General features: G+C 44.5%; 15 protein-coding genes. 14 read left to right on the top strand and 1 reads right to left on the bottom strand.

Going from position 1 to position 21,440, the window contains the following annotated elements:
• Entirely contained in the window at positions 1 to 639 is a 639-nt protein-coding gene (locus ABIX36_RS23550) for a 4'-phosphopantetheinyl transferase superfamily protein (protein ID WP_348084617.1), read from the bottom strand.
• Between the two features lie 431 nt (positions 640 to 1,070).
• Between ABIX36_RS23550 and ABIX36_RS23545 the strand changes: the two genes are divergently transcribed.
• The 14 genes from ABIX36_RS23545 to ABIX36_RS23480 all read left to right on the top strand — a co-directional run bounded on the left by ABIX36_RS23545 (position 1,071) and on the right by ABIX36_RS23480 (position 21,440).
• Positions 1,071 to 1,265 (top strand): hypothetical protein, encoded by a 195-nt coding sequence (locus ABIX36_RS23545; protein WP_348084616.1) that lies wholly within the window; start codon positions 1,071 to 1,073, stop codon positions 1,263 to 1,265.
• A gap of 160 nt (positions 1,266 to 1,425) precedes the next feature.
• Positions 1,426 to 1,962 (top strand): dCTP deaminase, encoded by a 537-nt coding sequence (gene dcd / locus ABIX36_RS23540; protein WP_348084662.1) that lies wholly within the window; start codon positions 1,426 to 1,428, stop codon positions 1,960 to 1,962.
• Between the two features lie 75 nt (positions 1,963 to 2,037).
• Positions 2,038 to 4,515 carry an MG2 domain-containing protein gene (locus ABIX36_RS23535; protein ID WP_348084615.1) on the top strand — a complete coding sequence of 826 codons (2,478 nt, stop codon included), beginning with the start codon at positions 2,038 to 2,040 and terminating at the stop codon, positions 4,513 to 4,515.
• Positions 4,516 to 4,588: 73 nt separating this feature from the next.
• Positions 4,589 to 7,057, top strand: coding sequence for a hypothetical protein (locus tag ABIX36_RS23530; RefSeq protein WP_348084614.1), 2,469 nt, complete (start codon positions 4,589 to 4,591; stop codon positions 7,055 to 7,057).
• Positions 7,058 to 7,121: 64 nt separating this feature from the next.
• Positions 7,122 to 9,560: a carboxypeptidase regulatory-like domain-containing protein gene (locus ABIX36_RS23525; protein ID WP_348084613.1), complete on the top strand. Its 2,439-nt coding sequence runs from the start codon at positions 7,122 to 7,124 to the stop codon at positions 9,558 to 9,560.
• A 92-nt stretch (positions 9,561 to 9,652) separates the two neighbouring features.
• Complete coding sequence (locus ABIX36_RS23520) at positions 9,653 to 12,457, top strand: TonB-dependent receptor plug domain-containing protein (protein WP_348084612.1); 2,805 nt, start codon at positions 9,653 to 9,655, stop codon at positions 12,455 to 12,457.
• 52 nt (positions 12,458 to 12,509) lie between these two features.
• Positions 12,510 to 12,791: an ATP-dependent Clp protease adaptor ClpS gene (locus tag ABIX36_RS23515; protein ID WP_128535253.1), complete on the top strand. Its 282-nt coding sequence runs from the start codon at positions 12,510 to 12,512 to the stop codon at positions 12,789 to 12,791.
• 21 nt (positions 12,792 to 12,812) lie between these two features.
• Entirely contained in the window at positions 12,813 to 13,319 is a 507-nt protein-coding gene (locus tag ABIX36_RS23510) for a GNAT family N-acetyltransferase (protein ID WP_348084611.1), read from the top strand.
• Between the two features lie 327 nt (positions 13,320 to 13,646).
• Entirely contained in the window at positions 13,647 to 15,263 is a 1,617-nt protein-coding gene (locus ABIX36_RS23505) for a DUF5597 domain-containing protein (protein ID WP_348084610.1), read from the top strand.
• Between the two features lie 232 nt (positions 15,264 to 15,495).
• Entirely contained in the window at positions 15,496 to 15,735 is a 240-nt protein-coding gene (locus ABIX36_RS23500) for a hypothetical protein (RefSeq protein ID WP_348084609.1), read from the top strand.
• Positions 15,736 to 16,067: 332 nt separating this feature from the next.
• Positions 16,068 to 16,322 (top strand): hypothetical protein, encoded by a 255-nt coding sequence (locus ABIX36_RS23495; RefSeq protein ID WP_348084608.1) that lies wholly within the window; start codon positions 16,068 to 16,070, stop codon positions 16,320 to 16,322.
• A gap of 94 nt (positions 16,323 to 16,416) precedes the next feature.
• Positions 16,417 to 17,175 carry a GLPGLI family protein gene (locus ABIX36_RS23490; RefSeq protein WP_348084607.1) on the top strand — a complete coding sequence of 253 codons (759 nt, stop codon included), beginning with the start codon at positions 16,417 to 16,419 and terminating at the stop codon, positions 17,173 to 17,175.
• 4 nt (positions 17,176 to 17,179) lie between these two features.
• Entirely contained in the window at positions 17,180 to 19,846 is a 2,667-nt protein-coding gene (locus ABIX36_RS23485; RefSeq protein ID WP_348084606.1) for a TonB-dependent receptor, read from the top strand.
• A 322-nt stretch (positions 19,847 to 20,168) separates the two neighbouring features.
• Positions 20,169 to 21,440 carry a site-specific integrase gene (locus ABIX36_RS23480; protein WP_348084605.1) on the top strand — a complete coding sequence of 424 codons (1,272 nt, stop codon included), beginning with the start codon at positions 20,169 to 20,171 and terminating at the stop codon, positions 21,438 to 21,440.

The following is a 21,440-nucleotide window of genomic DNA, read 5'->3' as shown; positions in this document are numbered from 1 at the left end:
TTATCCCTTCACGTAGCCAATCATATAATCTTCATACTTCACATAGTTTACCTCGTAGGCATTGTCTACGGCCCCTTTTTGCAGTTTGGCGTCTACTATGCCATGCCCTTCAAACGCGAAAGGCTGTAGTAGGATATTGTCCAAAAACGAAACTTCTTTTTGCCCGTAGCATTTGTAAATGGCCTCTTTGGCGCACCAGCAAACATACAGGTGGTCGATAGTGTTTTTTTTGCCGATAAACGCCAACTCGTCCTGGCTCATAAATTTACTGGCAATGCGCTCCACTTTTTGCTTTATCTGTTCAATATCTATCCCCACCGGGCTGGTTTTGCTGATCATTACAGCAGCATAATCGAAGGAGTGGCTCAGCGAAATATGATAAGGGAGCGTAACCAGGTAAGGTTTGCCGTGGCTGTCCACCTTGCAATCTATATACTCTTCGGTGCGGAGCATTTTGCGGAGCAGTACGCGGGTGCCCAGCCAGTGCAGGTAGCGCTTGCTTTTACTTAGTTGTTTGGTAAACGCTTTTTCGTGCTCATCCAGCTGGAGTTGCTTGTACAGTTCGTCTGCTTCTTCCTCTATTCGCCATAGCGCAAACTCTGTGTCATCGTCTATCTGGTGCCGGTACGCTATCGCCATAAAGTAAAATTGCAAAAAGGATAACAAACTTATATCAGGCAAAGATAATAATTCGTTTTTAAGGCTACGGGTTGTAACACCAGGGGTATAACTTACGTCATACCAGTACTAAACAACATTTTAGCAAACATCACAATGAAAAAAATATACATAGCCGCCGCCATTTTAATAGCCGTTGCTTTAACAGAAAGCTGCCGCAAACAGCAAATAGAAGCAGAAAGAGCCGGCCAGGAAAAAGTTGGAAATTAGACGAAATACGCTGGATTTGAAAATATGTTAGGGCTATATGCTCTAATGTTTAAAATCGGGGGTTATTTACTTGTCTGCATTATCAATTTGATAAATATTGATAATCAGCTATTTAATTTGCAATAATTTGTAACTTGTATGCCATAACTTTCGTATTAGTACCTGTATTAAATTATTGATTAATGACCCCGTTAGTAGTATTTGGCATAATTATTTTATCGCTTGCCGCTTTGCTGATATTTGGAATTATATTCTTCAGCATCCTCAAGTATATTAAGAGAAAGTATTACCCCAACTGGAAATTCCCGGATTACATCAGCGTGGGGTATGCCGACTATTTATACCATAAATACATCAAAAAGGACCTTAAACAATAAGGACCCTGCCGCGCAGCTTCGGCGTGTAACAGGCCTCACATTTGCTTTAGCGTATCTGCTTAGCGAGATAATCTTTTTAAGAATTGTTAATTAAATGTGCAGAATATTGCCTTGCCCGGTAAGGCAATAAACAATAATTTAGATGCCTCATTACCGGCACATGATATTATCAGACAAACGCATCCTCGAAGAAATTGAAAAAGGTTCTATCATCATAGAACCTTTCGACCGCGATTGCCTGGGTACCAACTCGTACGACGTACACCTGGGGAAGCATCTCGCTACTTATAAAGACCGCGTACTGGATGCCAAACTTCATAACGAAATTACCGCCTTTGAGATCCCTAAGGATGGCTTTGTGTTGCAGCCCAATACCTTGTATTTAGGTGTTACCGTTGAGTACACCGAAACACATTTGCATGTGCCGTTCCTCGAAGGGAAATCGAGCACGGGGCGTTTAGGCATAGATATCCACGCCACAGCAGGTAAGGGCGATGTAGGCTTCTGCAACACCTGGACGCTGGAGATCTCCTGCGCGCAGCCGGTGAAAATTTACGCCGGTATGCCCATTGGCCAGCTCATCTATTTTGTGGTAGAGGGCGAAATAGAAACCCTTTACAATACCAAAAGCAACGCCAAGTACAACAAGCCTACCACCCGCCCGGTAGAAAGCATGATGTGGAAGAACAAGTTTTAACGTATATTGGTCATATCTATAAGTATTGCAACTAATTGGCGTTGTAATATTTATACCGTTATACCTATATCAGTTATGGCAGCTAAACGTTTTTTTCTGGCTTTAATAATAGCAGCCTGCATTACAGGCATTTTTAGTTTTGTGGCTTTTGACGAGCCTATCGACAAAATACAGCAGCAACTGGCTAAGTGGGCGGATAGCAGCCCGGCAGAGAAAGTGTACCTGCACTTAGATAAGCCCTATTATGCCGCAGGGGATGATATCTGGTTTAAAGCCTATGTTACCAGCGGCAGTTACCATGAGCCGTCGACGCTAAGTGGCATATTGAATGTGGAACTGATAGATGCCCGCGGGACGGTAAACCAAACTATTAAATTACAGTTAGACAACGGCACGGCTGCCGGCGATTTTGCCTTGCCCGATACCCTGCAAGCGGGTAATTACAGGTTGCGCGCCTATACCAATTACATGCGCAATGCCGGCAGCGAATATTTTTTCGACGAGGCTATCAGTATCATCAATAGCGTAAGTACTGGCGGGTCAAAAACAACCAATAATAGCTTGCCGGGAAACACCGCGCCGGCGGGCCAGGTAAACAGTAAGGCTTCTTTGCAATTTTTCCCGGAGGGCGGCTCGTTGATAGTGGGCGTTCAGTCTGCAATAGCCTTTAAAGCCATTGGTGCAAATGGCCTCGGCCTCGACTTTAGCGGAGTAGTTACCAATAACAGCGGGCAGCAAATAGCAACCTTTAAAAGTACGCATTTAGGCATGGGCGTATTTAGCTTTGTGCCGATGCCCGGCAACACTTATACTGCTAAAGTTACCTACGCCAACGGCAACCAAAGTGTTATTAATCTTCCGCAAGCTACAGATACTGGCTACGCGCTAAATATAGTGGATGCCGATGAGGATAATTTACGGGTAAGAATAACCACCGCCAGCGCTACGTTGCAGCAAACCCCCGACCGGCTGGTAAGCCTGGTGGCGCAAAGTGCGGGTAAAATATATTATGCGGGCAAAAGCAAGCCCGGCAGCAGAGAATTTACCGCCGTTATCCCAAAAAGCAAATTCCCCGAAGGGATAGTACAGTTTACCCTCTTTTCAGATTCGGGCGAGCCCTTAAATGAGCGTATCGTTGTTATCCGGCACCCCGATCAGCTAAAATTAAATCTTATAGCTGGCAAATCAACTTCCTCGCCGCAGCAAAAAATGAAGATAAATTTAAGCGCGCTCAGCGGCGATAAGCCCGCAGCCGGCAGTTTTTCTGTTGCGGTGATCAATGAAAGCAAACTACCCGTAGACGAGGACAGCGAAAACAATATTTTTGCCAGCCTGCTACTCACATCAGATTTGCGCGGCTACATCGAAAAACCGGCCTATTATTTTAATAATGCAAGCGATAAAACCCGTGCCGATTTAGATGTATTGATGCTTACCCAGGGCTACCGCCGTTTTGAGTGGAAGGAAATTATGCAGGATAAGTTTGCCCCGGTAGTTTTCCAGCCCGAAACGGCTTTGAAGATATCGGGCGCCATTACTACGCCCGGCGGGAAGCCCGTGCCGAATGCTAAAGTGCAACTGATAGATATTGATAATGCCGCTTACCAAATTGATACGCTGACAGATGCAAAGGGCCGCTTTGCATTTACAGGGCTTGCCTTTGAGGACAGCATCCGCCTGATTATACAGGCCCGCAATGCAAAGAATAAACGTGACGTGGTTATCCATATGGATTCCATTTCGCCGCCCATTTCGGGGGGTAATAAAAATGCCGCCGCCATGCAGGTAAGCATCAGCGATACGCTTTCGGTTTATGCTAAAAGCAGCAAACAGTTGTACGACATGCAGCGGCGCTATGGCGTGGGTAACCACGTCATCTCGTTAAGGGAGGTAATCATACGGGAAAAGAAAGTGGCGCTAAAGCACTCGGCCAATTTAAACGGGCCGGGGAATGCAGACCAGGTACTGCTGGCGCGCGATTTCAGGAACTTTGGCTGTGTGAATTTATCCGATTGCCTGCAGGGGCGATTGCTGGGTGTTGTTTTTAGTGACGGCATCCCTTACACCACCCGGGGTTACCGGCCTATGCAGTTAATTGTGGATGGGGTTTACGTTGAGGGCAGCTTTTTAAATTCGATAAATTATAATGACGTTGCCGCTATAGAAGTACTGCGCAATGGCGCCACTACCAGTATTTACGGCGGGCGCGCAGGCAATGGTGTAATAATAGTTACTACAAAACGCGGTGATGATAATGATAACGCCTACGATGGGCCAATAGCCGGGCGGGGTATTAAGCCTTACTACCCTAAGGGATATTATAAAGCCCGTACGTTTTACTCACCGCAGTACGATCAGCCTAAAACAAACAAACAGCTTGCTGATCTACGCAGCACCATTTACTGGAACCCCGAGGTAGTAACAGGCACCGATGGCAAAGCCACAATTGAATACTTTAATGCGGGTAGTAAAGGTACATACCGGGTGGTAATTGAAGGCTTGGATGCTGATGGCAACATTGCCAGGCTGGTTTATAGGTATAGGGTGGAGTAAATTTTAGTAAAAATTCATATCTTGTTAAACCTTAGCTGTAGTTGCGCATCCAAAGGTTATCTAACCTATTCCTATGAAAATAATTTACCTGCTATTTTTAGTTTTCGTTGGTTCCATAACCGCATCCCTCGCGCAGACCGATACTTCTTTTTTAAGCCGTGCATCAGCATCTTTGGCAAATCAGCCTCCTGCCGAAAAGGTATACCTGCATCTCGATAAACCGGCTTACAACTTTAGTGATACCATTTGGTATAAGGCCTATACTGTTGTTGGCCAGCGCCACCAGCTTTCTGCATTAAGCGGTGTGCTGTACGTTGAATTGATAAGCCCCAATGATACTTTAATTATGCGGCAAACGCTTAAACTTACTTCGGGCGTTGCCTGGGGTGATATTCCGCTGTCGGCAACATTGCAACAAGGCATTTACCGCTTGCGCGCTTATACCAAATGGATGCGTAATGCAGGGGCCGACTATTTTTATGATCAAAAGATCAGGGTAGGGGGCATTGCAGTTGCCCCTTTAGCTATTAAAAAACAGATCCAACAAAGACCCGACATCCAGTTTTTCCCGGAGGGCGGCGAGCTGGTGAATGGCGTACGGTCGCGGGTGGCGTTTAAAGCCGTCAATGGCAATGGGCTGGGCCAGGATATTAAAGGCACCATTGAAGATAATGACGGCAACATAGTAGCCGATCTTGCTTCCCGGCATTTGGGCATGGGCGTATTTGCCATCATCCCGCAAAGCGGCAAAACCTACCAAGCCAAAATAACCGGAGCGGGCGAAGCTGTTTATGTGATCAATTTGCCACAAGCTAAAGAGGAAGGGTACATGCTATCGGTAAATAACAGCGGGGCAGATAGTGTGTTTGTCAAAGTATCAGTTAACAATAAACTGCTTAAAGAAAAACAAGGCACATCGTTTTACCTGTTGGCGCAATCGGCAGGCAAAATATATTACTCGGCGGCAGCTACATTGAGCATGCCTGTATTTGGTGCAGGGATGAACAAAAGCCGTTTCCCATCCGGTATTGTTCAGTTCACCTTGTTCGATAATAATAACCGCCCGGTAGCCGAACGGGTAGTCTTTATAGCAGGTGCCGACAGCTTAAAATTACAACTGGCCGCCGAAACAAAAGTATTTCAATCCCGGCAGGCGGTAAAATTTAGCGTGAGTGCAACCGATAGCAACCAACCCGCAAGCGGAAGTTTCTCCATGGCTGTTATTAACGAAAGCGCAGCGGGTGTAGACCAGGCCTCAGAGAGTACCATCTTGAACAACCTGCTGCTAACTTCCGATCTGAAAGGAAATATTGAGCAACCGAACTATTATTTAAATAATAATTTACAGGCAAAAGCAGATCTGGACCTGCTAATGCTTACCCAGGGATACCGCAGGTTTGATTGGAAACGGGCACTAAGCGATAAGTTAATGCTAACGGCTTTTGAGCCGGAGCGCTCATTACAACTGGAGGGCGTATTAAAGAACAAAGCGGGGCAGCCTGTGCCTGCCGGTAAAATAAGCCTCATCAGCACGCGTGATAACCTTGTTACCGATACCGTTGCCAATAACGAAGGGATGTTTAAATTTACGGGGTTAGAGTTACCGGATACCGCAAGGCTTGTTTTAAGGGCGCGTAACGGAAACAAGCGCTATGATGTAAACCTGTATATAAAACAGCCCGGTTATGCAGGTGTAAACAGCAGTAACCAACAAAGTCAGGTGGTTTACAATAGCAACACAGCACCTGCCGCTTCATTGGTTAAAGCGGGGCAACAATACAAGTTGCTGCAAAAGCAGGATTCGGTAAAAAATGGCATCAGGTTAAAGCAGGTAAATATCACCGCCTCCAAAAAGGAGAAACCCAATATTTACAACGGTTACGGATCAAAGGCTCCCAATTTTAAAATAAGCGGCAAATTGCTGGGAGCCGGCAGCCTTAGCTGGGGCATGGCTTTGGGCTTAAAGTTTGTACGCTATCGCGACGGTAAATTTTTTGAAAGTAAGGGCGATCAGTTTCATATCCTTATTAACAACATTGAAGTAGATTATAGCGAAATTAACGGCTACAGCCCTGCCGATATTGAAGACGTGCAAATGATACCAAAGAAGGAAGCTCAATACGCTAAGATTTTTTATAATATTGGCGACACCAACGAAATTGGAGGTGGGCTGATATTAATTACCACAAAACAATTCGCCGGCACGGCGCCATTCACCGGGCACAGCAAACCCAAAGAGGTGATACTGGCAGATAGCGGCAAATATCTAACAAACGATCCGCCATCGGGCTTTATGGCCTACGCGTTCAACGGTTTTACGCAGTCTCGCTCATTTTACACCCCTAAATATTCCCCCGCCACGCCACTGCCCGACCTGCGCAGCACCATTTACTGGAACCCCAATGTTATGACCGATAAGGATGGGTTGGCGACTATTGAATATTTAAATAACGATAGCAAAGGCACTTACCGGGTGGTGATAGAGGGGATTGACGATAACGGGAACTTGGGCCGTAGGGTTTACAGGTATAAGGTAGAGTAAGTAACACCAAAATTACGTTTTGAATAACCGGGTCTTCAGTATATTGTCTGCTTACGCCTTTAATATGAAAGTAATACGCTGCTTGTTTTTCTTTCTGCCGGTCTGGTATGTATCCGCTGCTTTTGCGCAAACCGATACCGCGTTTATAAACCGTGCAAACACCTTTGTTGAAAGGCAGCCTCCAACCGAAAAGGTGTACCTGCATTTAGATAAGCCTGCGTACAATTTTGCCGATACCATTTGGTTTAAAGCCTACACTGTTATCGGGCAGCACCACCAGTTATCGGCGCTCAGCGGCGTTTTATATGTAGAAATTATCAGCCCAAACGACACCCTTGTTAGCCGCCAAACGTTGAAACTAACATCGGGCATCGCTTCAAACGGTATCGCGCTGGATGCCGGGCTGCCACAGGGTATTTACCGCCTGCGAGCTTACACTAAATGGATGCGCAATGCAGGGGCGGCGTATTTTTATGAGCAAAAGATAAGAATTGGCGGCATCCCCCCGCCCGTAACCGCAGCTATAAAACCGATAGCACAGAAACCCGATGTCCAATTCTTCCCCGAAGGCGGTGAGATGGTGAATGGCCTGCGCTCCCGCATAGCCATAAAAGCGATCAACAGCGAGGGTCTGGGCGAAAACATCCAGGGCACTATTGAAGATAATGACGGCAACATCGTGGCTGATTTTGCCACCCGGCATTTGGGGATGGGCGTATTTGCCCTCATCCCGAAAAGCGACAAAACATATCGGGCAAAAATAGGCTCACCGGGCGAAACCTTATACACCGTAGACTTGCCGATTGCTAAAACGATAGGGTACACCCTCGCCATAAACAACAGCCAGGCGGATAGCATATTTATAAAAGTGGCCGTTAACCATGAGTTTTTAAAAGAGGGGCAGGGCAATACATTTTATGTGCTGGCGCAATCGGCCGGTAAAATATATTACTCCGCCCAGGGCAAATTAACCGGGCAGGTATATATGGCCGGTATCAGCAGAAGTCGTTTCCCATCGGGTATAGTGCAGTTTACATTGTTTAACCAAAACAGCCAACCCGTTGCCGAACGCGTAGCATTTATCCGGGGCAGCGACAGCCTGACAATGCAGGTAACACCCCAAACAAAAACCTTTCAGGCCCGGCAACCGGTCAAATTCAACCTCGTCGCAAAAGGGAGCAGCAGGCAGGCAACGGGTACATTTTCTATATCGGTAACTAATGAAACAGCTGTGGGGTTAGATGAGTCTTTGGAAAGTACCATCGTCAACAGCCTGCTGTTAACTTCCGATCTGAAAGGCAGCATCGAGCAGCCAAACTATTATTTCACCGGCAGCACGCAGGCATCAGCAGACCTGGATCTGCTGATGCTTACCCAGGGGTACCGTAAATTTAAATGGAAGCAAGCGCTGGGTGCCGAACCTGGGGTCCCGGTTTATCAGCCGGAAAGCTCGCTGGAATTATCGGGCACTGTGCAAACCATGGCTGGTAAACCCGTGCCCAACGGAAAGGTTGTATTAACCGCGACGAGGGGAAATTTAATTACCGATACCCTTACCGATGCCAACGGCAACTTCAAATTTGTGAACCTGGATATGGCCGATACCTCCAAAGTGACACTAAATGCAAAAAAATCGAACAATAATAACAACGTGCAGATAACGGTTTTAAACCCCGGCTACGCAGAAATTTTAAAGAGTGCAGGCAGCGATACCACAACCAGTGTTTTGCCGCCGCAAATAACCGCCGTGCTGCAACAAAAATATAGCGGCTATCAGCAGCTGCAAAAAGAGGAATTGATAAAGCGTGGCAGGATACTTAAGGAGGTGCGAATAAAGGCGAACAGGATACGCAAAGCACCGGAGTTAACTTATTCGGCAAATTTGAACGGGCCCGGCCATGCAAACCAGGTGATAATGGGCGACGATTTGAATATGAACTCCTGCCCTTACGTATCCGGTTGCTTGATAGGGAAAGTGATGGGTGTAAAGTTTAATGCACAAGGAGAGCCCATAAATACGAGGTCGGTGGGGATGAATACTCTCGAAAAACCGATGGTATTGATTGTTGATGGCATTATGATGGAGGGCAGCCACCTTAACGAGTTAAATTCAAACGATATATATAGTATAGAGGTGTTAAGGAGCCTCTCTTATCTTACTATTTATGGTTCTAATGCAGCTACAGGAGCACTGGTTATTACCATGCGCCGGGGCGGCGAATCACGTGCGAAGCAAACCTCATTTTCGGGCGTTATTACTTATCTTTTTAAGGGCTTTACTCCAACGCGCTCCTTCTACACTCCCAAATATTCTGCGGCGACACCCTTGCCCGATCTGCGCAGCACCATTTACTGGAACCCCAATGTTATAACCGATAAAGATGGGTTGGCGACTATTGAGTATTTAAATAACGATAACAAAGGCACTTACCGGGTGGTGATAGAAGGGATTGACGATAACGGTAACCTTGGCCGTAGCGTTTATCGTTATAAAGTAGAGTAGTTTTTTCTTTACATAAATAAGCAAGTGTTTATTTCCCCAATGGTTAAACCTTTGTTATATTAGCTTATCTAAATCGCATCACCCTAAGCCCCATGAAAATATTATACCGCCTGCTATTTTTATCCTGCATTTTATCCTCTTCAGTTGCCACAGCGCAAAGCGACAGTAGTTTTTTAGCAAAAGCCGTTGCCAACTTAAAAACCACCTATGGCTCAAAACCGGTAGAAAAGGTATACCTCCATTTAGATAAGCCAAATTACATCCCCGGCGACACTGTTTGGTTTAAAGCCTATACGGTTGTAGGTAAAACACATTCATTATCAGCGCTCAGCGGTGTATTATATGTGGAGCTGATCAGCCCTACGGATTCAATCGTAAAACGCATAGTGCTCAGGCTAACTTCTGGTATTGCCATGGGCGATTTTGCCTTGTCGGGAAAACTAACACCCGGCAATTACAACATCAGGGCCTATACCGCCTGGATGCGCAACGCCGGCCCCGATTACTTTTACAATCAGCGGGTGAATATAGGCGGCATTACACCTGGCCAACTGGCTGCTCCGGCTGCCCAGCTAAACCCCGATGTGCAGTTTTTCCCCGAAGGTGGCGATATGGTTAATGGGGTGCGGTCAAAAATTGCATTTAAGGCTGTTAAACAAAATGGCTCGGGCGAAAACATAAAAGGAAGTATTGTTGATAACGAAGGCACCACCGTGGCCGAGTTTGAAAGTGCACACGCAGGTATGGGTATATTTGCGTTACTGCCGCAGGCGGGTAAAACCTATTCGGCAAAAATTGCCCTTGCCGACGGGCGCAGCTTTAACGTTCCTCTACCAAAGGCGCTTGATGCGGGTTATGTGTTATCAATAAATAGTACCCGTAAGGATAGCTTGTTTATTAAAGTAGCTACCAACAGCCAGCAGTTCCAGGTGAAACAAAACAGCGCGTTTTACCTGGTCGGCCAAAGCGGCGGCGAGGTGTATTATACTGCTGCGGGCACCTTAAAAACACCGGTATTTGGGGCCGGTATCGATAAAAAGCGCTTCCCCTCCGGTATTGTGCAGTTTACCTTATTTGCCGATGGGCAACCCGTAAATGAGCGCTTGGTTTTTGTGCAGAGTGACGATACGTTAAAAATGGCCCTGTCGTCATCTGTAAAAACGTATGCCGCAAGGAGCCTGGTAAAGCTCGATTTTGTTGCCAAAAACGATGCCAATGAGCCGGTTGCCGGTAGTTTTTCTGTAGCGGTAATTAACGAAAGCAGGGTAGGTGCAGATGAAAATATAGAGGGGTCGATATTCAGTCACCTGCTGTTAACCTCCGATCTGAAAGGCTACATAGAAAAACCGAACTATTATTTTGTAAACACCGCCAATGCCAAACGTGCCGAGTTGGATATATTGATGCTAACCCAGGGCTACCGCCGTTTTGAATGGAAGCAGATACTGGCAGCCCCTGATACCCGGATAGTTAACCAGCCTGAGCAAAGCCTTACGCTGGAAGGAACGGTAAAAACTTCGGGCGGTGGCATAGTGCCAAACGGTAAATTGATGCTTACATCCACCCGGGAGAATACGGTACTGGATACCGTAACCGATGCAAGCGGCAATTTCAAATTCACTAACCTGCAACTGTCGGATACTGCTAAAATAGTATTGCAGGCGCGCAAGCAAAACAATGGCAAGCGGGTATCTATTTTTGTAAAACAGCCCGATTATCCAAATATTATTAAAAGTAATGCACAGGAAGTAGCAAATAACGACCTTTCTGCAGAGGCGCTCCAAAAAAGCTACGCTGCCTACCAAAGCCAGCTGCATGACGACTCGCTTAAATACGGGAAGCAATTGGGGCAGGTTAACATTACCGGTAAAAAGATAGACAAGGGCGACCCGTATGGAGCCAAGCGTAACGTAGCCGAGCGCTTTTTCGACATGAAGCAATATGCCGGCTATTCATCTATGCGCGAAGTAGTATTGAGAGCCTTACCCTGGTACAAAGAAGTGGACGGCAACCTTCAAGGTACAGGGAGAAAAGGTGGCCCCACCGATATTTTACTTGACGGCACATTCGTAAGCCTCGATAATTTAACTGCCTACCTTCCCTCAGAGATAGAGAGCGTTAAATCCGGCGCTGCCGGCGATATTCAGGAAGCTCAGAAGCAGAACGCATACCTGGTTATTACCACCAAACGCCGGGCCGGTACCGATACCACTGTTTTAAAACAAGTGAACATCACCGCGCAAAAAGTGAAGAAGAGCGAGGTTACCCGTTCGTCAAACCTGCATGGTGCGGGCAATGCCGACCAGGTGATCATGGGCGATAAGCTGGGCGCCAACTGTGCAAATTTATCTGATTGCCTCCGTGGTAAAATATTTGGTGTAAGCTTTAAACAAGATGGTACGCCGGTAAATATCTCGCGCGGGGCAAATGCCGATATGGTGATCATCGTAGATGGCAACCAGATGCAGGGCAGCGAACTGAACAATCTCAACGCGAACGATGTAAACAGTATTGAGGTGTTGCGAACCAACTTCTCCAAATCCATTTACGGTAGCGATATTGGCGGTGGCGCTTTGGTTATTACCATGAAGCAAGGCAGCGAACGCAAATACGTAACCAGCGAATCGCCAACCGGCCTCATCACCTATCCGTTTAAAGGCTTTTACAAAGCGCGTACTTACTATACGCCAAAATACACCCCCGCCAATAAGAATGATGGCGCAGTTGATCTTCGCTCCGGAATTTATTGGAAACCGGATGTGCTCACCGGCAAAGACGGCGCTGCAACCTTTAATTATTTTAACGCCGATACCAAAGGAACCTACCGCGTGGTGATAGAAGGGATAGATGACGAGGGTAACCTGGGCAGGCAGGTGTACCGCTATAAGGTGGAGTAATTGCAGCTAACCCTGTAGTTTTGAACTTTTTTGAGTAAATTTGCTGGTACATATGCCAACCGAAGTACAGGAAGAAACGCTCACCCTCGAAGAGATACTGGCCGGGCTGAAAGAGATGCACCGCCTTATTTTGTGGAACGATGACCATAACACGTTCGATCATGTTATTCATTGTATGATGAAGTATTTGGATTACTCCGAACCGCAATCGGAAAAAATTGCCTGGAAGGTACACAATGAGGGTAAATGCGCCGTGCTCGAAGGCTCCTATACCGAAATGGAGATCTACCGCAAAATATTGCAGCAAGAGGGCTTAACCGTTAGCGTAGATTAAAGGTTAGCTAATTGATCTGCATTGAACACGATAACTCATACCGAACGCTTAGCAATACGCCAGCTAACCCTTGGCGATACCGATTTTATTATCGAGCTTTTAAATAGCCCGGGCTGGTTAAAATTCATCGGCGACCGCAACGTACACAACATCGAAGATGCTATTAATTACCTCACCAACGGTCCTCTAAAAAGCTATGCTGAAAATGGGTTCGGCCTATACCTCGTGGTCACCAAAGCGGATGATACGCCCATAGGTATGTGCGGCGTTCTTAAGCGCGCCACTTTAGATCACCCCGATATTGGCTATGCACTTTTACCTGCCTTTGCAGGCATGGGTTACGCTTACGAAATGGCCAACGCCGTTTTAAAGCATGCCCTGCACGACTTGAAATTGCCTGTTATTTGTGCCATAACCCTGCCGGGGAACACAGCCTCTGTTAAGCTCCTGGGTAAACTGGGCTTGCAAAACAAGGGCCCGTTTGTTGCCGAAGACTCCAAAGAGACATTGCTGCTTTTTCAGAATTAATTCTGCCGCAGGGCATTAAACCGAATTTTCCGTCTGTTAATAACGCCTGTTTGTCTATACAATGCCGGCGTCTGTCTATCCTGTTTTTATTGCTGAAATATTTTTTTGTCTTTTGCCCTCGTCATCCGGGGCTGGTAAACCTGAGATTGATTTAGTTGAGTTATTGATTTATTCGGTAACGATGCGTTCTGTGTGAGATACAGAACGCATTTTTTATTCCCGCTGTTTTTGCAACATTTATTGTATCAACTTAAACATTCGTGTTGTATTGCCAGCCATTGTGGGGTTACATTTATAAACTCTTAAGTTAATCCCGAAACCCATAATATGAAGAAGAATATTTTGCTTTGGTTTGTACTGTTGCTGCTGGTGGCAAATAAGGCTATCGGCCAAAAAAATACTTATCTGATGCCCCGGGTAATAGAAAAGAATGGCCATCATGCTCTGTTGGTTGATGGCAAGCCCTTTTTAATGCTGGGCGGCCAGGCGCATAATTCCAGCGCATGGCCCGGTATGCTGCCGCAGGTATGGGCCGCCGTGGAGGCAATGCACGCTAATACCCTGGAGATACCCATTTATTGGGAACAGGTGGAAGCAACGCAGGGAAAGTTCGATTTTTCGGTGATAGATACTCTGCTGCTACAGACCCGTGCGCACAAAGTAAAACTGGTGCTGCTTTGGTTTGCCACCTGGAAAAACGGCAGCAACCACTACATGCCGCACTGGATGAAAAACAACGCCGCAAAATACCCTAACGTAACCAACAAGAAAGGGCAACTGATAGATTCTCCTTCGCCAAATATCGAGGCCACGCTGGAAGCCGATACCAGGGCATTTGCAGCAGTAATGCGCTACCTCAAAAAAGCAGACCCGCAACATACCGTGATAATGGTGCAGGTAGAAAATGAGCCGGGCGCCTGGGACACCCAGCGCGATTATTCACCCCTGGCTCAAAAAATATTTGAAGGCCCCGTGCCTGCCGAATTGTTGAAACCTGAAGTACTTAAAGCTTTAAAGCGCCCCGCAAACGCAACCGGCACCTGGAAACAGGTGTTTGAGGAGCGCGCGGACGAGTACTTCCACGCTTGGTCGGTAGCGCGGTTTATTGGCAAGGTGGCTGCTGCCGGTAAAGCAGAATACGCGTTGCCCCTCTATGTAAACGCTGCCCTGCGCGACCCATTGACCAACCCTATGGCCAACAGCTACGAAAGCGGCGGGCCTACCGATAATGTAATACCTATATACAAGGCCGCTGCGCCGGCCATAGATGTACTGAGCCCGGATATTTACCTGGATGGAAGCGAACGGATATTGAAAGTAATTGAGCTTTACGACAGGCCCGATAATGCGCTTTTTGTACCCGAGGCAAGCCTGGCACCACACATGGCCGGGTATATATATGATGTAATAGCCCGTGGTGGTATTGGTTTCTCTCCCTTCGGGATAGATAGCAACCGGCCCGACGGAAAGAAAACGGAAACCGTGGAGCGCCTGGCCCCTTTTGCACAGGATTATAAAGTATTTGCACCTATGATGCGCGAACTGGCGCAATGGGGTTTCGACGGAAAAATAAAGGCGGTTGTTGAGCGCGAAGACAATGCCGCGCAAACTATTGATTTGGGCGCTTGGCAGGCCACCGTAACCTTTGGCAGCAACTGGCGGGGTAATGATGTTACACCCAATGCCAAACCAAACGGCCGCGCCATGATCATTAAGCTTGGCGAAAATAACTTTATAGTAATAGGCGCCCTTTGCCATGTGACGTTTAAGCCGCTCGGCAGTAACCAGGGCAAAGTGTGGCAATACCTAACCGTAGAAGAAGGGCAATACGAAAAAGGCGTGTTTAAACCCATTCGCATACTTAACGGTGATGAAACCGACTGGGGCGGTCCGCGTTTAGGCAGCACCCCGTTAGTTTTACAGGTTACGTTGAGTGTGAGGTAACCTAAGCGAACAAGAGTCCGGCAAAGCCGGATTTTTTGTTTATATCGTTTGCAAACGATATAAACAATATGCTATCCGATCTAATCGGTAAAAAAATATTAAGTATAAGTTAACAAATCCAACTTTAAATTGTAGCTTGCACTAGGTTAATCATTGTACCTGGCCAGGGTTGATATTCAGCGTATTCCGAAAAGCTTTTAGAGTAGGAGTTTATGAATTAAATTAACTTAAAATGAAAAAGTTTCTTTTTATCACCGCTTTGTTTTTTTCTGTAAATGGCGCTTTCGCCAATTTGCCTGTTTGTTATCATCGCAACGTATTAAAAATCAGCACCAAACACATCGTTAAAAATAACGTTGCAGAGTGCCAGGCCACCGGTACAATTGGCACAGGTGCTAATAAGATCACTTTTACAGCAACTGCTCCTACTTGTAAGGAAGCTATTGCTATGGTGAAAGCTGCCTTAGAATAGCAGGATAAGTGTCAGGAGTTGATGCGATAATCGATTCTTATCCAGTGTGATGGTAAACGATCGCTCTCGTTGATTTCTCAAAAAGAAATAATTCCGTCAGAAATTTGCAATTTACAATCGCTACAGTTAAAAAATTTACGAATTTCGCTTCGTGCATTAGCTGAGTAAAATAAATATCGCAAAAGTATAATATATTTAACTTTTGCGATAAAATTTATAATATAGTTTATAACTTGCAAATGAATTGTTACTGTCTGGCCAGATAATGAATGACTTAGCGGATTCCGAAAAGCTTATAGAGTAGGAAAACAAAAAAACAAATACTAACTAAAATGAAAAAAATATTATTATCTGCCGGCTTATTGCTTGCCATGAATTGCTCATTTGCAAGTTCTGCTGTTAAAAGTAACTCTGGCTTAAGACATACAACAAGCGTAAGCGCTACATCGGCAATTAAAGTAAAATACAATCTTGCCTCATGTACAGCTACTGCATCAATAGGTATAGGCGCAAATAAAATTGAGCTATCTGCCACAGCTGCAACTTGCAAAGAGGCGATAGCTATGCTTAAAGCCGTTATGGAATAGTTAACCGGTTACTTATTTTTTTACAGCATAAAGCCGGGCGGTACAACACGGCCCGGCTTTTATGCTGTATTTATATAAATTTTTACGTAAGCTTATGAAAATATCGCATTGGTTTAAGATTATTCCGGTGATGTTGCTGGCGCAAGGCCTTGCTGCACAAACGCCCGATTTTAAAGCGGCCGGTGAGGCCACTTACAGCCAGGTATCACTGTGGGATGATGAAAAACAGGCTACTTTGTTATTCAATAACAATGAATCTGTTTACTATTATGGCCGCACTACAAATGGTGAGAGTATTAACAATAAAGTTAAAAAGGATGAGTTTCATTATCAAATTGATCTGGGTGACAGTGAAGGCTGGACTTATTATAAAAACATCAAAAACAATGAGAATATTTCCCGGGATAATATCTGGACAAAGTTTTTTATTATTAATGAGAAGATGGCCGAACTTAACTGGAGCATAACCAAGGAAACGAAAAAAATTGGAAGCTATACTTGTCAGAAAGCCACCTGCTCATTTAGAGGGCGGGATTACGAGGCTTGGTTTACACCGGATATCCCGGTAAGTGCCGGTCCGTGGAAACTGTGGGGATTACCGGGGTTGATTATACAGGCTTATGATACCAACAGGGAATTTAAGTTTTTACTTACCAGCATAAGTATACCGCCAAAAACTAACATGCCCATTAAAGCGCCGACACATGGGAAGTTGGTAAACCGGGAAGAATTTAAAACCATTTATGCTGCTAAAATGAAAGCGCTTGTAAAAACTTTCAAAACCAAATCTGATCCGAATGCCAAAGGGACCTTGACGGCTACTGTAAATGACCATTCTTTGGAACAACAATAAACGATTGAAAATAAGCTTAATTGGATTATTCTTATTATTAAGCGTATGCGCCGTTGCACAAACAGGTGTTAAAGTCACCGGTCAAGTAACAACAGAAGCCCGCGCGCCCGTTGCTATGGCACTTGTTACTGTTAGCAGGGCCGACAATTCAATCATCACCTATAAATATGCAGGCGAAGACGGCCGCTATCGGCTCGAATTTGTAAGAGATACGGGCAACTACATTATATCTGTAAAAGCGCTGGGGTTTAATGCGGCCAGCCTGAGCATTGAAAATAATAAGCAATCACAATACGAAAAGAACTTTATATTAAAGAACAATACGATTGCCCTTAACGAGGTGATCATCAAATCTAAAGCCACGGGCGTATCTGTACACGAAGATACTACAACCTATAAAGCCAAAGCTTTTACAGACGGAACAGAAAAGAGTGTTGAAGACCTGCTAAAAAAGTTGCCGGGTGTAAGTGTCGACGACAATGGCGGCATTTCTTTTAAAGGCAAAAAGGTAGATAAGGTGTTTCTGGATGGCGACGATCTGCTGGGTAAAAATTACAAACTTGCTACCAAGAATATCAATGCCACTTTTATTGATGAAGTACAGGCGATGGAAAATTTCTCGGAGGATGACTTGTTGAAAGGAATTGAGAAATCTGATAAAACGGTACTGAATCTGAAAATTGATAAAAAAAAGCAACAGCTTTTATTTGGCAGTGCGGATGCCAACTGGGGAACGAAGAACTTTCGGGACCTGGGACTAAACCTTTTCTCATATCAGCGAAAGGCAAAGGTGTACCTGATTGGTGAGCATAACACCATTGGGCGCCGTTCTTCTGCCGGGGATAATCAACTGGATAATATAGAAATAAGCGGCAATGACGAGCCAAGCGTTGCCAGTAGCCCGCTTATTGCTGCGAATAATTTACTTTCATCGCGGTTTAGCGAAGAGCGTATAAACTTTAATAAAGAAACCCTTGCCGCACTGATGGCTACGATACGGCCTGCAAGTAAGCTGAAAATTGAGACAAACCTATCTGTATACAACGATAGAGCACATACTGATTTACTGAATGAAACAACTTATAAGTTGGCCGACCGTGACATTTTTTTTAGTGAAAATGATCAATTCAGGCGCCAACCGCTAACGGCTAATATCAAGGTAAAGTTGGATTATAAACCAGGTGCCAACTCACGATTAGCCTATGTATTTGAAGCCAGGAGATCGAGAGACAATAGCAACAGGGCGCTGGTTTTTCAAAACGACTCAACCGTGGAGCACCTCAGTCAAAAACTATCAGATTGTTACGCTTTTGCTCATCATCAGTTGAATTACGCCAAAAGGCTGAACCCCAAAAATGCGTTAACCATCAACGTTAATTTTTTTCAGAATGAGTATCCGCAAACCTTAACCGTTACAACGGATGGTGACCGTTTCAGTACGCTTTTTCAGACACCAGCCGAAGCCGTCCGTCAAAAAGCCCTTAATAAGTTAAGTGAATTTAACGCAACAATAAAACTTCTGGGCTCCAGGGGGAAATTTAACTATAACGTATCAACAGGTACCATGCAGATTAATGAAAGCCTGGCAAGTTCTGCCATCCTTAGCACCGATACCAGTACCCTGGCGGCATCATCTTCGTTCCGAAACAATAATAGCCTTACTAATCAAACCTTTTTTATTAAGGCCGGAACGGCATACACGCTGAAAAAATTGAAATTGGTATTTAATCTTAATCTGTTTCATACAGCTATTCGCTTTGCCGGTACCAACGTGGAGAGCAACAAAGGGTTCAATCTCGCCAATCCTGCCTTCAGTTTAATTTACAAGCTAAACAATGAGAGCAAATTAAATGCCTCGTACAGTTTAAACAGCCAGTTTTCTGCAATCGCCGAACTGAAAGAAAATTATATACTGGAAGATTACCGGACAATTAGCAGGGGCCTTCCGCAAGTAATTAATCAAAAGAATCAAACGTTTAAATTAGGTTACAACTATGACGATTTTTATGCTCAATTTAACCTTTCGGCAAACCTGTTTTTAATTCGCAAAACTGACTCTTACTCTTACGACTATGTAATCACAGAAACTTTCACCTCTCTATCAAGGCTTATTATTCCTGAAAGCAATATTTACCTGGGTGTAATGCAGGCAGATAAGTTTATACCGTGGCTGTCGTCCAGCGTAAGGTTGAATGTGAATTATTCGGTTAATAATTATTTTAGTAAGCTAAACGGCGGCGAATTACGCAATAATGTTTTCAAAAACGGAATTTATAAACTGACTTTTACGTCAGCTTTCGACGGTGCAACAAACTTCGCGGTTGGCGGCGCATTAAACGCCAATAATCTCCGAATAAAAACGGGAGACTTGAATACCACGTTTACGAACAACTTTTATACTTGCTTTGCAAACATCAAATTAAAAAAAGATAAATGGTTTGTTAGCGTTAATAACGATGTTTCAGTTATAAGCAAAAGGGCCTTTTATTTTTTGGATGCACAAGCCACCTATAGCATTGTTAAAGATAAACTCAACATTTCTTTAACCGGGAAAAACGTAGGTAATAATGATAATATAAGGCAGGTTTTTATAGACGATTACCAGGTTAATAGTATATCCTATCGCCTTTTGCCCAGGTACTTTCTTTTCGGTGTGAATTATAAATTCTAAATAGTCAGTTAACAACGCCTGCTGTAAATGCTCTTCCTCCCGATTTTGAATTGAGATGTACCAAGCATGTTCGCAATAAGATGAAATGAAAAAAGCCTCACATTTCTGTAAGGCTTTTGGTGGGAGTTACTGGGTTCGAACCAGTGACCCTCTGCTTGTAAGCAAGAAAAATAGCTATATTAATACTATTCGAATATTGTGTTTTTTAACACAATCAATTGGTAATCAGTATATTTATATTCGTTTGTTTTGTGATACTATATTTTTTTTAAGCGATCCTGTATGCAAATTGTATGCAAATGCTTAAATTTGTATCAGCATTATGGCCTTAAATAAAGAAGTTTTTATTTCGGTTTACCTCGACACCCGCAGGGAAAAAGCTGATCATACCTACCCGGTAAAGATACGGGTTTTCACGCCAAGTCCCCGCGTTCAAAAACTTTATCCCACCAAATTCGATTTAACTAAAAAGGAATTTGAAAGCATTTGGGAAACCACGAAGCCGAGGGCCGAATACAAGGAAACAAGGCATGAACTTCAAGCGATAGAAAAGAACACCTGGGAGTTAGCCAGTACCATAAGACCGTTCAATTTTGATAAGTTCGAAAAGAAGCTGTTACGAAATACGGGGGACGGTGAAAATGTGTTTTATCAATTTGACCAGGCCATTAAAAAATTGAAAGACAATAACCAGCTGGGAACGGCAAGTAATTACGATCTCACTCAAAAGTCATTAAAAAAATTCCTGGTACATCTTAGAGGTAAGGAACCTAAAAAGCTGGTATTTAACGAGATCACCCCCGCTTGGCTTACGAAATATGAGGGTTATATGATCAACACCCTAAGTCGTAGCCGAACAACTGTATCTATTTATTTAAGGTCACTGCGGACGGTTTTCAATATAGCTATTAGCGACCTTGAAATTGACCCTGACTGTTATCCATTTGGGAAACGTAAATACCAGGTACCCGCCGTCAAAAATGTGAAAAAAGCTTTACGTAAAGCGGATTTAAAAACATTAATGGAAGCCGAAGCTAAAACACCGGAACAGGCCAGGGCAAGGGATTTTTGGTTTTTCAGTTATATCTGTAATGGCATGAACATTAAGGACATTGCTTTATTGCGTTATGAAGACATACAGGAAGATAAAATTATTTTTTACCGAGCCAAGACCATTAACACAGCGAAAGCAGATTTACGCCCGGTCGTTGTTTATTTAACCGGTTTTGCCAAAGGAATCATTGAAAAATACGGAAATCCACGCAAGAGCCTGAAAACGTATATCTTTCCTATTCTGAATGATCTGCAAAGCGAAGAGGTAAAATTCAAGAACATCAAGAACTTTACCAGGTTCATTAATCAGAATGTTAAAAAACTGGCTGAATCTGTTGGTATTACTTCGGAAATTTCCACTTATTGGGCCAGGCATAGTTTTGCGACGAATGCTATAAGAAGCGGCTTAAGCATGGAGTTTGTCAGCGAAGCCTTTACCCATAGCAGCATGAAAACTACGCAAGGCTATTTTGCCGGCTTTGAAGATGAAAATAAAAGTGCAGTCATGGAAAGCTTGATGGATTTTGATCAAAAGGAATAG

The organism is Mucilaginibacter sp., from assembly GCF_039925265.1.
GTDB lineage: Bacteria > Bacteroidota > Bacteroidia > Sphingobacteriales > Sphingobacteriaceae > Mucilaginibacter.
Note: the sequence above shows the minus strand (reverse complement) of the source record. Positions and strands in the feature narration are given on the sequence as shown.

Excerpts from the sequence above, each read along its gene's own strand:
- ABIX36_RS23550 (WP_348084617.1), bottom strand. The coding sequence starts at position 639 with ATGGCGATAGCGTACCGGCACCAGATAGACGATGACACAGAGTTTGCG.
- ABIX36_RS23545 (WP_348084616.1), top strand. The coding sequence starts at position 1,071 with ATGACCCCGTTAGTAGTATTTGGCATAATTATTTTATCGCTTGCCGCT.
- dcd (WP_348084662.1), top strand. The coding sequence starts at position 1,426 with ATGATATTATCAGACAAACGCATCCTCGAAGAAATTGAAAAAGGTTCT.
- ABIX36_RS23535 (WP_348084615.1), top strand. The coding sequence starts at position 2,038 with ATGGCAGCTAAACGTTTTTTTCTGGCTTTAATAATAGCAGCCTGCATT.
- ABIX36_RS23530 (WP_348084614.1), top strand. The coding sequence starts at position 4,589 with ATGAAAATAATTTACCTGCTATTTTTAGTTTTCGTTGGTTCCATAACC.
- ABIX36_RS23525 (WP_348084613.1), top strand. The coding sequence starts at position 7,122 with ATGAAAGTAATACGCTGCTTGTTTTTCTTTCTGCCGGTCTGGTATGTA.
- ABIX36_RS23520 (WP_348084612.1), top strand. The coding sequence starts at position 9,653 with ATGAAAATATTATACCGCCTGCTATTTTTATCCTGCATTTTATCCTCT.
- ABIX36_RS23515 (WP_128535253.1), top strand. The coding sequence starts at position 12,510 with ATGCCAACCGAAGTACAGGAAGAAACGCTCACCCTCGAAGAGATACTG.
- ABIX36_RS23505 (WP_348084610.1), top strand. The coding sequence starts at position 13,647 with ATGAAGAAGAATATTTTGCTTTGGTTTGTACTGTTGCTGCTGGTGGCA.
- ABIX36_RS23500 (WP_348084609.1), top strand. The coding sequence starts at position 15,496 with ATGAAAAAGTTTCTTTTTATCACCGCTTTGTTTTTTTCTGTAAATGGC.
- ABIX36_RS23495 (WP_348084608.1), top strand. The coding sequence starts at position 16,068 with ATGAAAAAAATATTATTATCTGCCGGCTTATTGCTTGCCATGAATTGC.
- ABIX36_RS23490 (WP_348084607.1), top strand. The coding sequence starts at position 16,417 with ATGAAAATATCGCATTGGTTTAAGATTATTCCGGTGATGTTGCTGGCG.
- ABIX36_RS23480 (WP_348084605.1), top strand. The coding sequence starts at position 20,169 with ATGGCCTTAAATAAAGAAGTTTTTATTTCGGTTTACCTCGACACCCGC.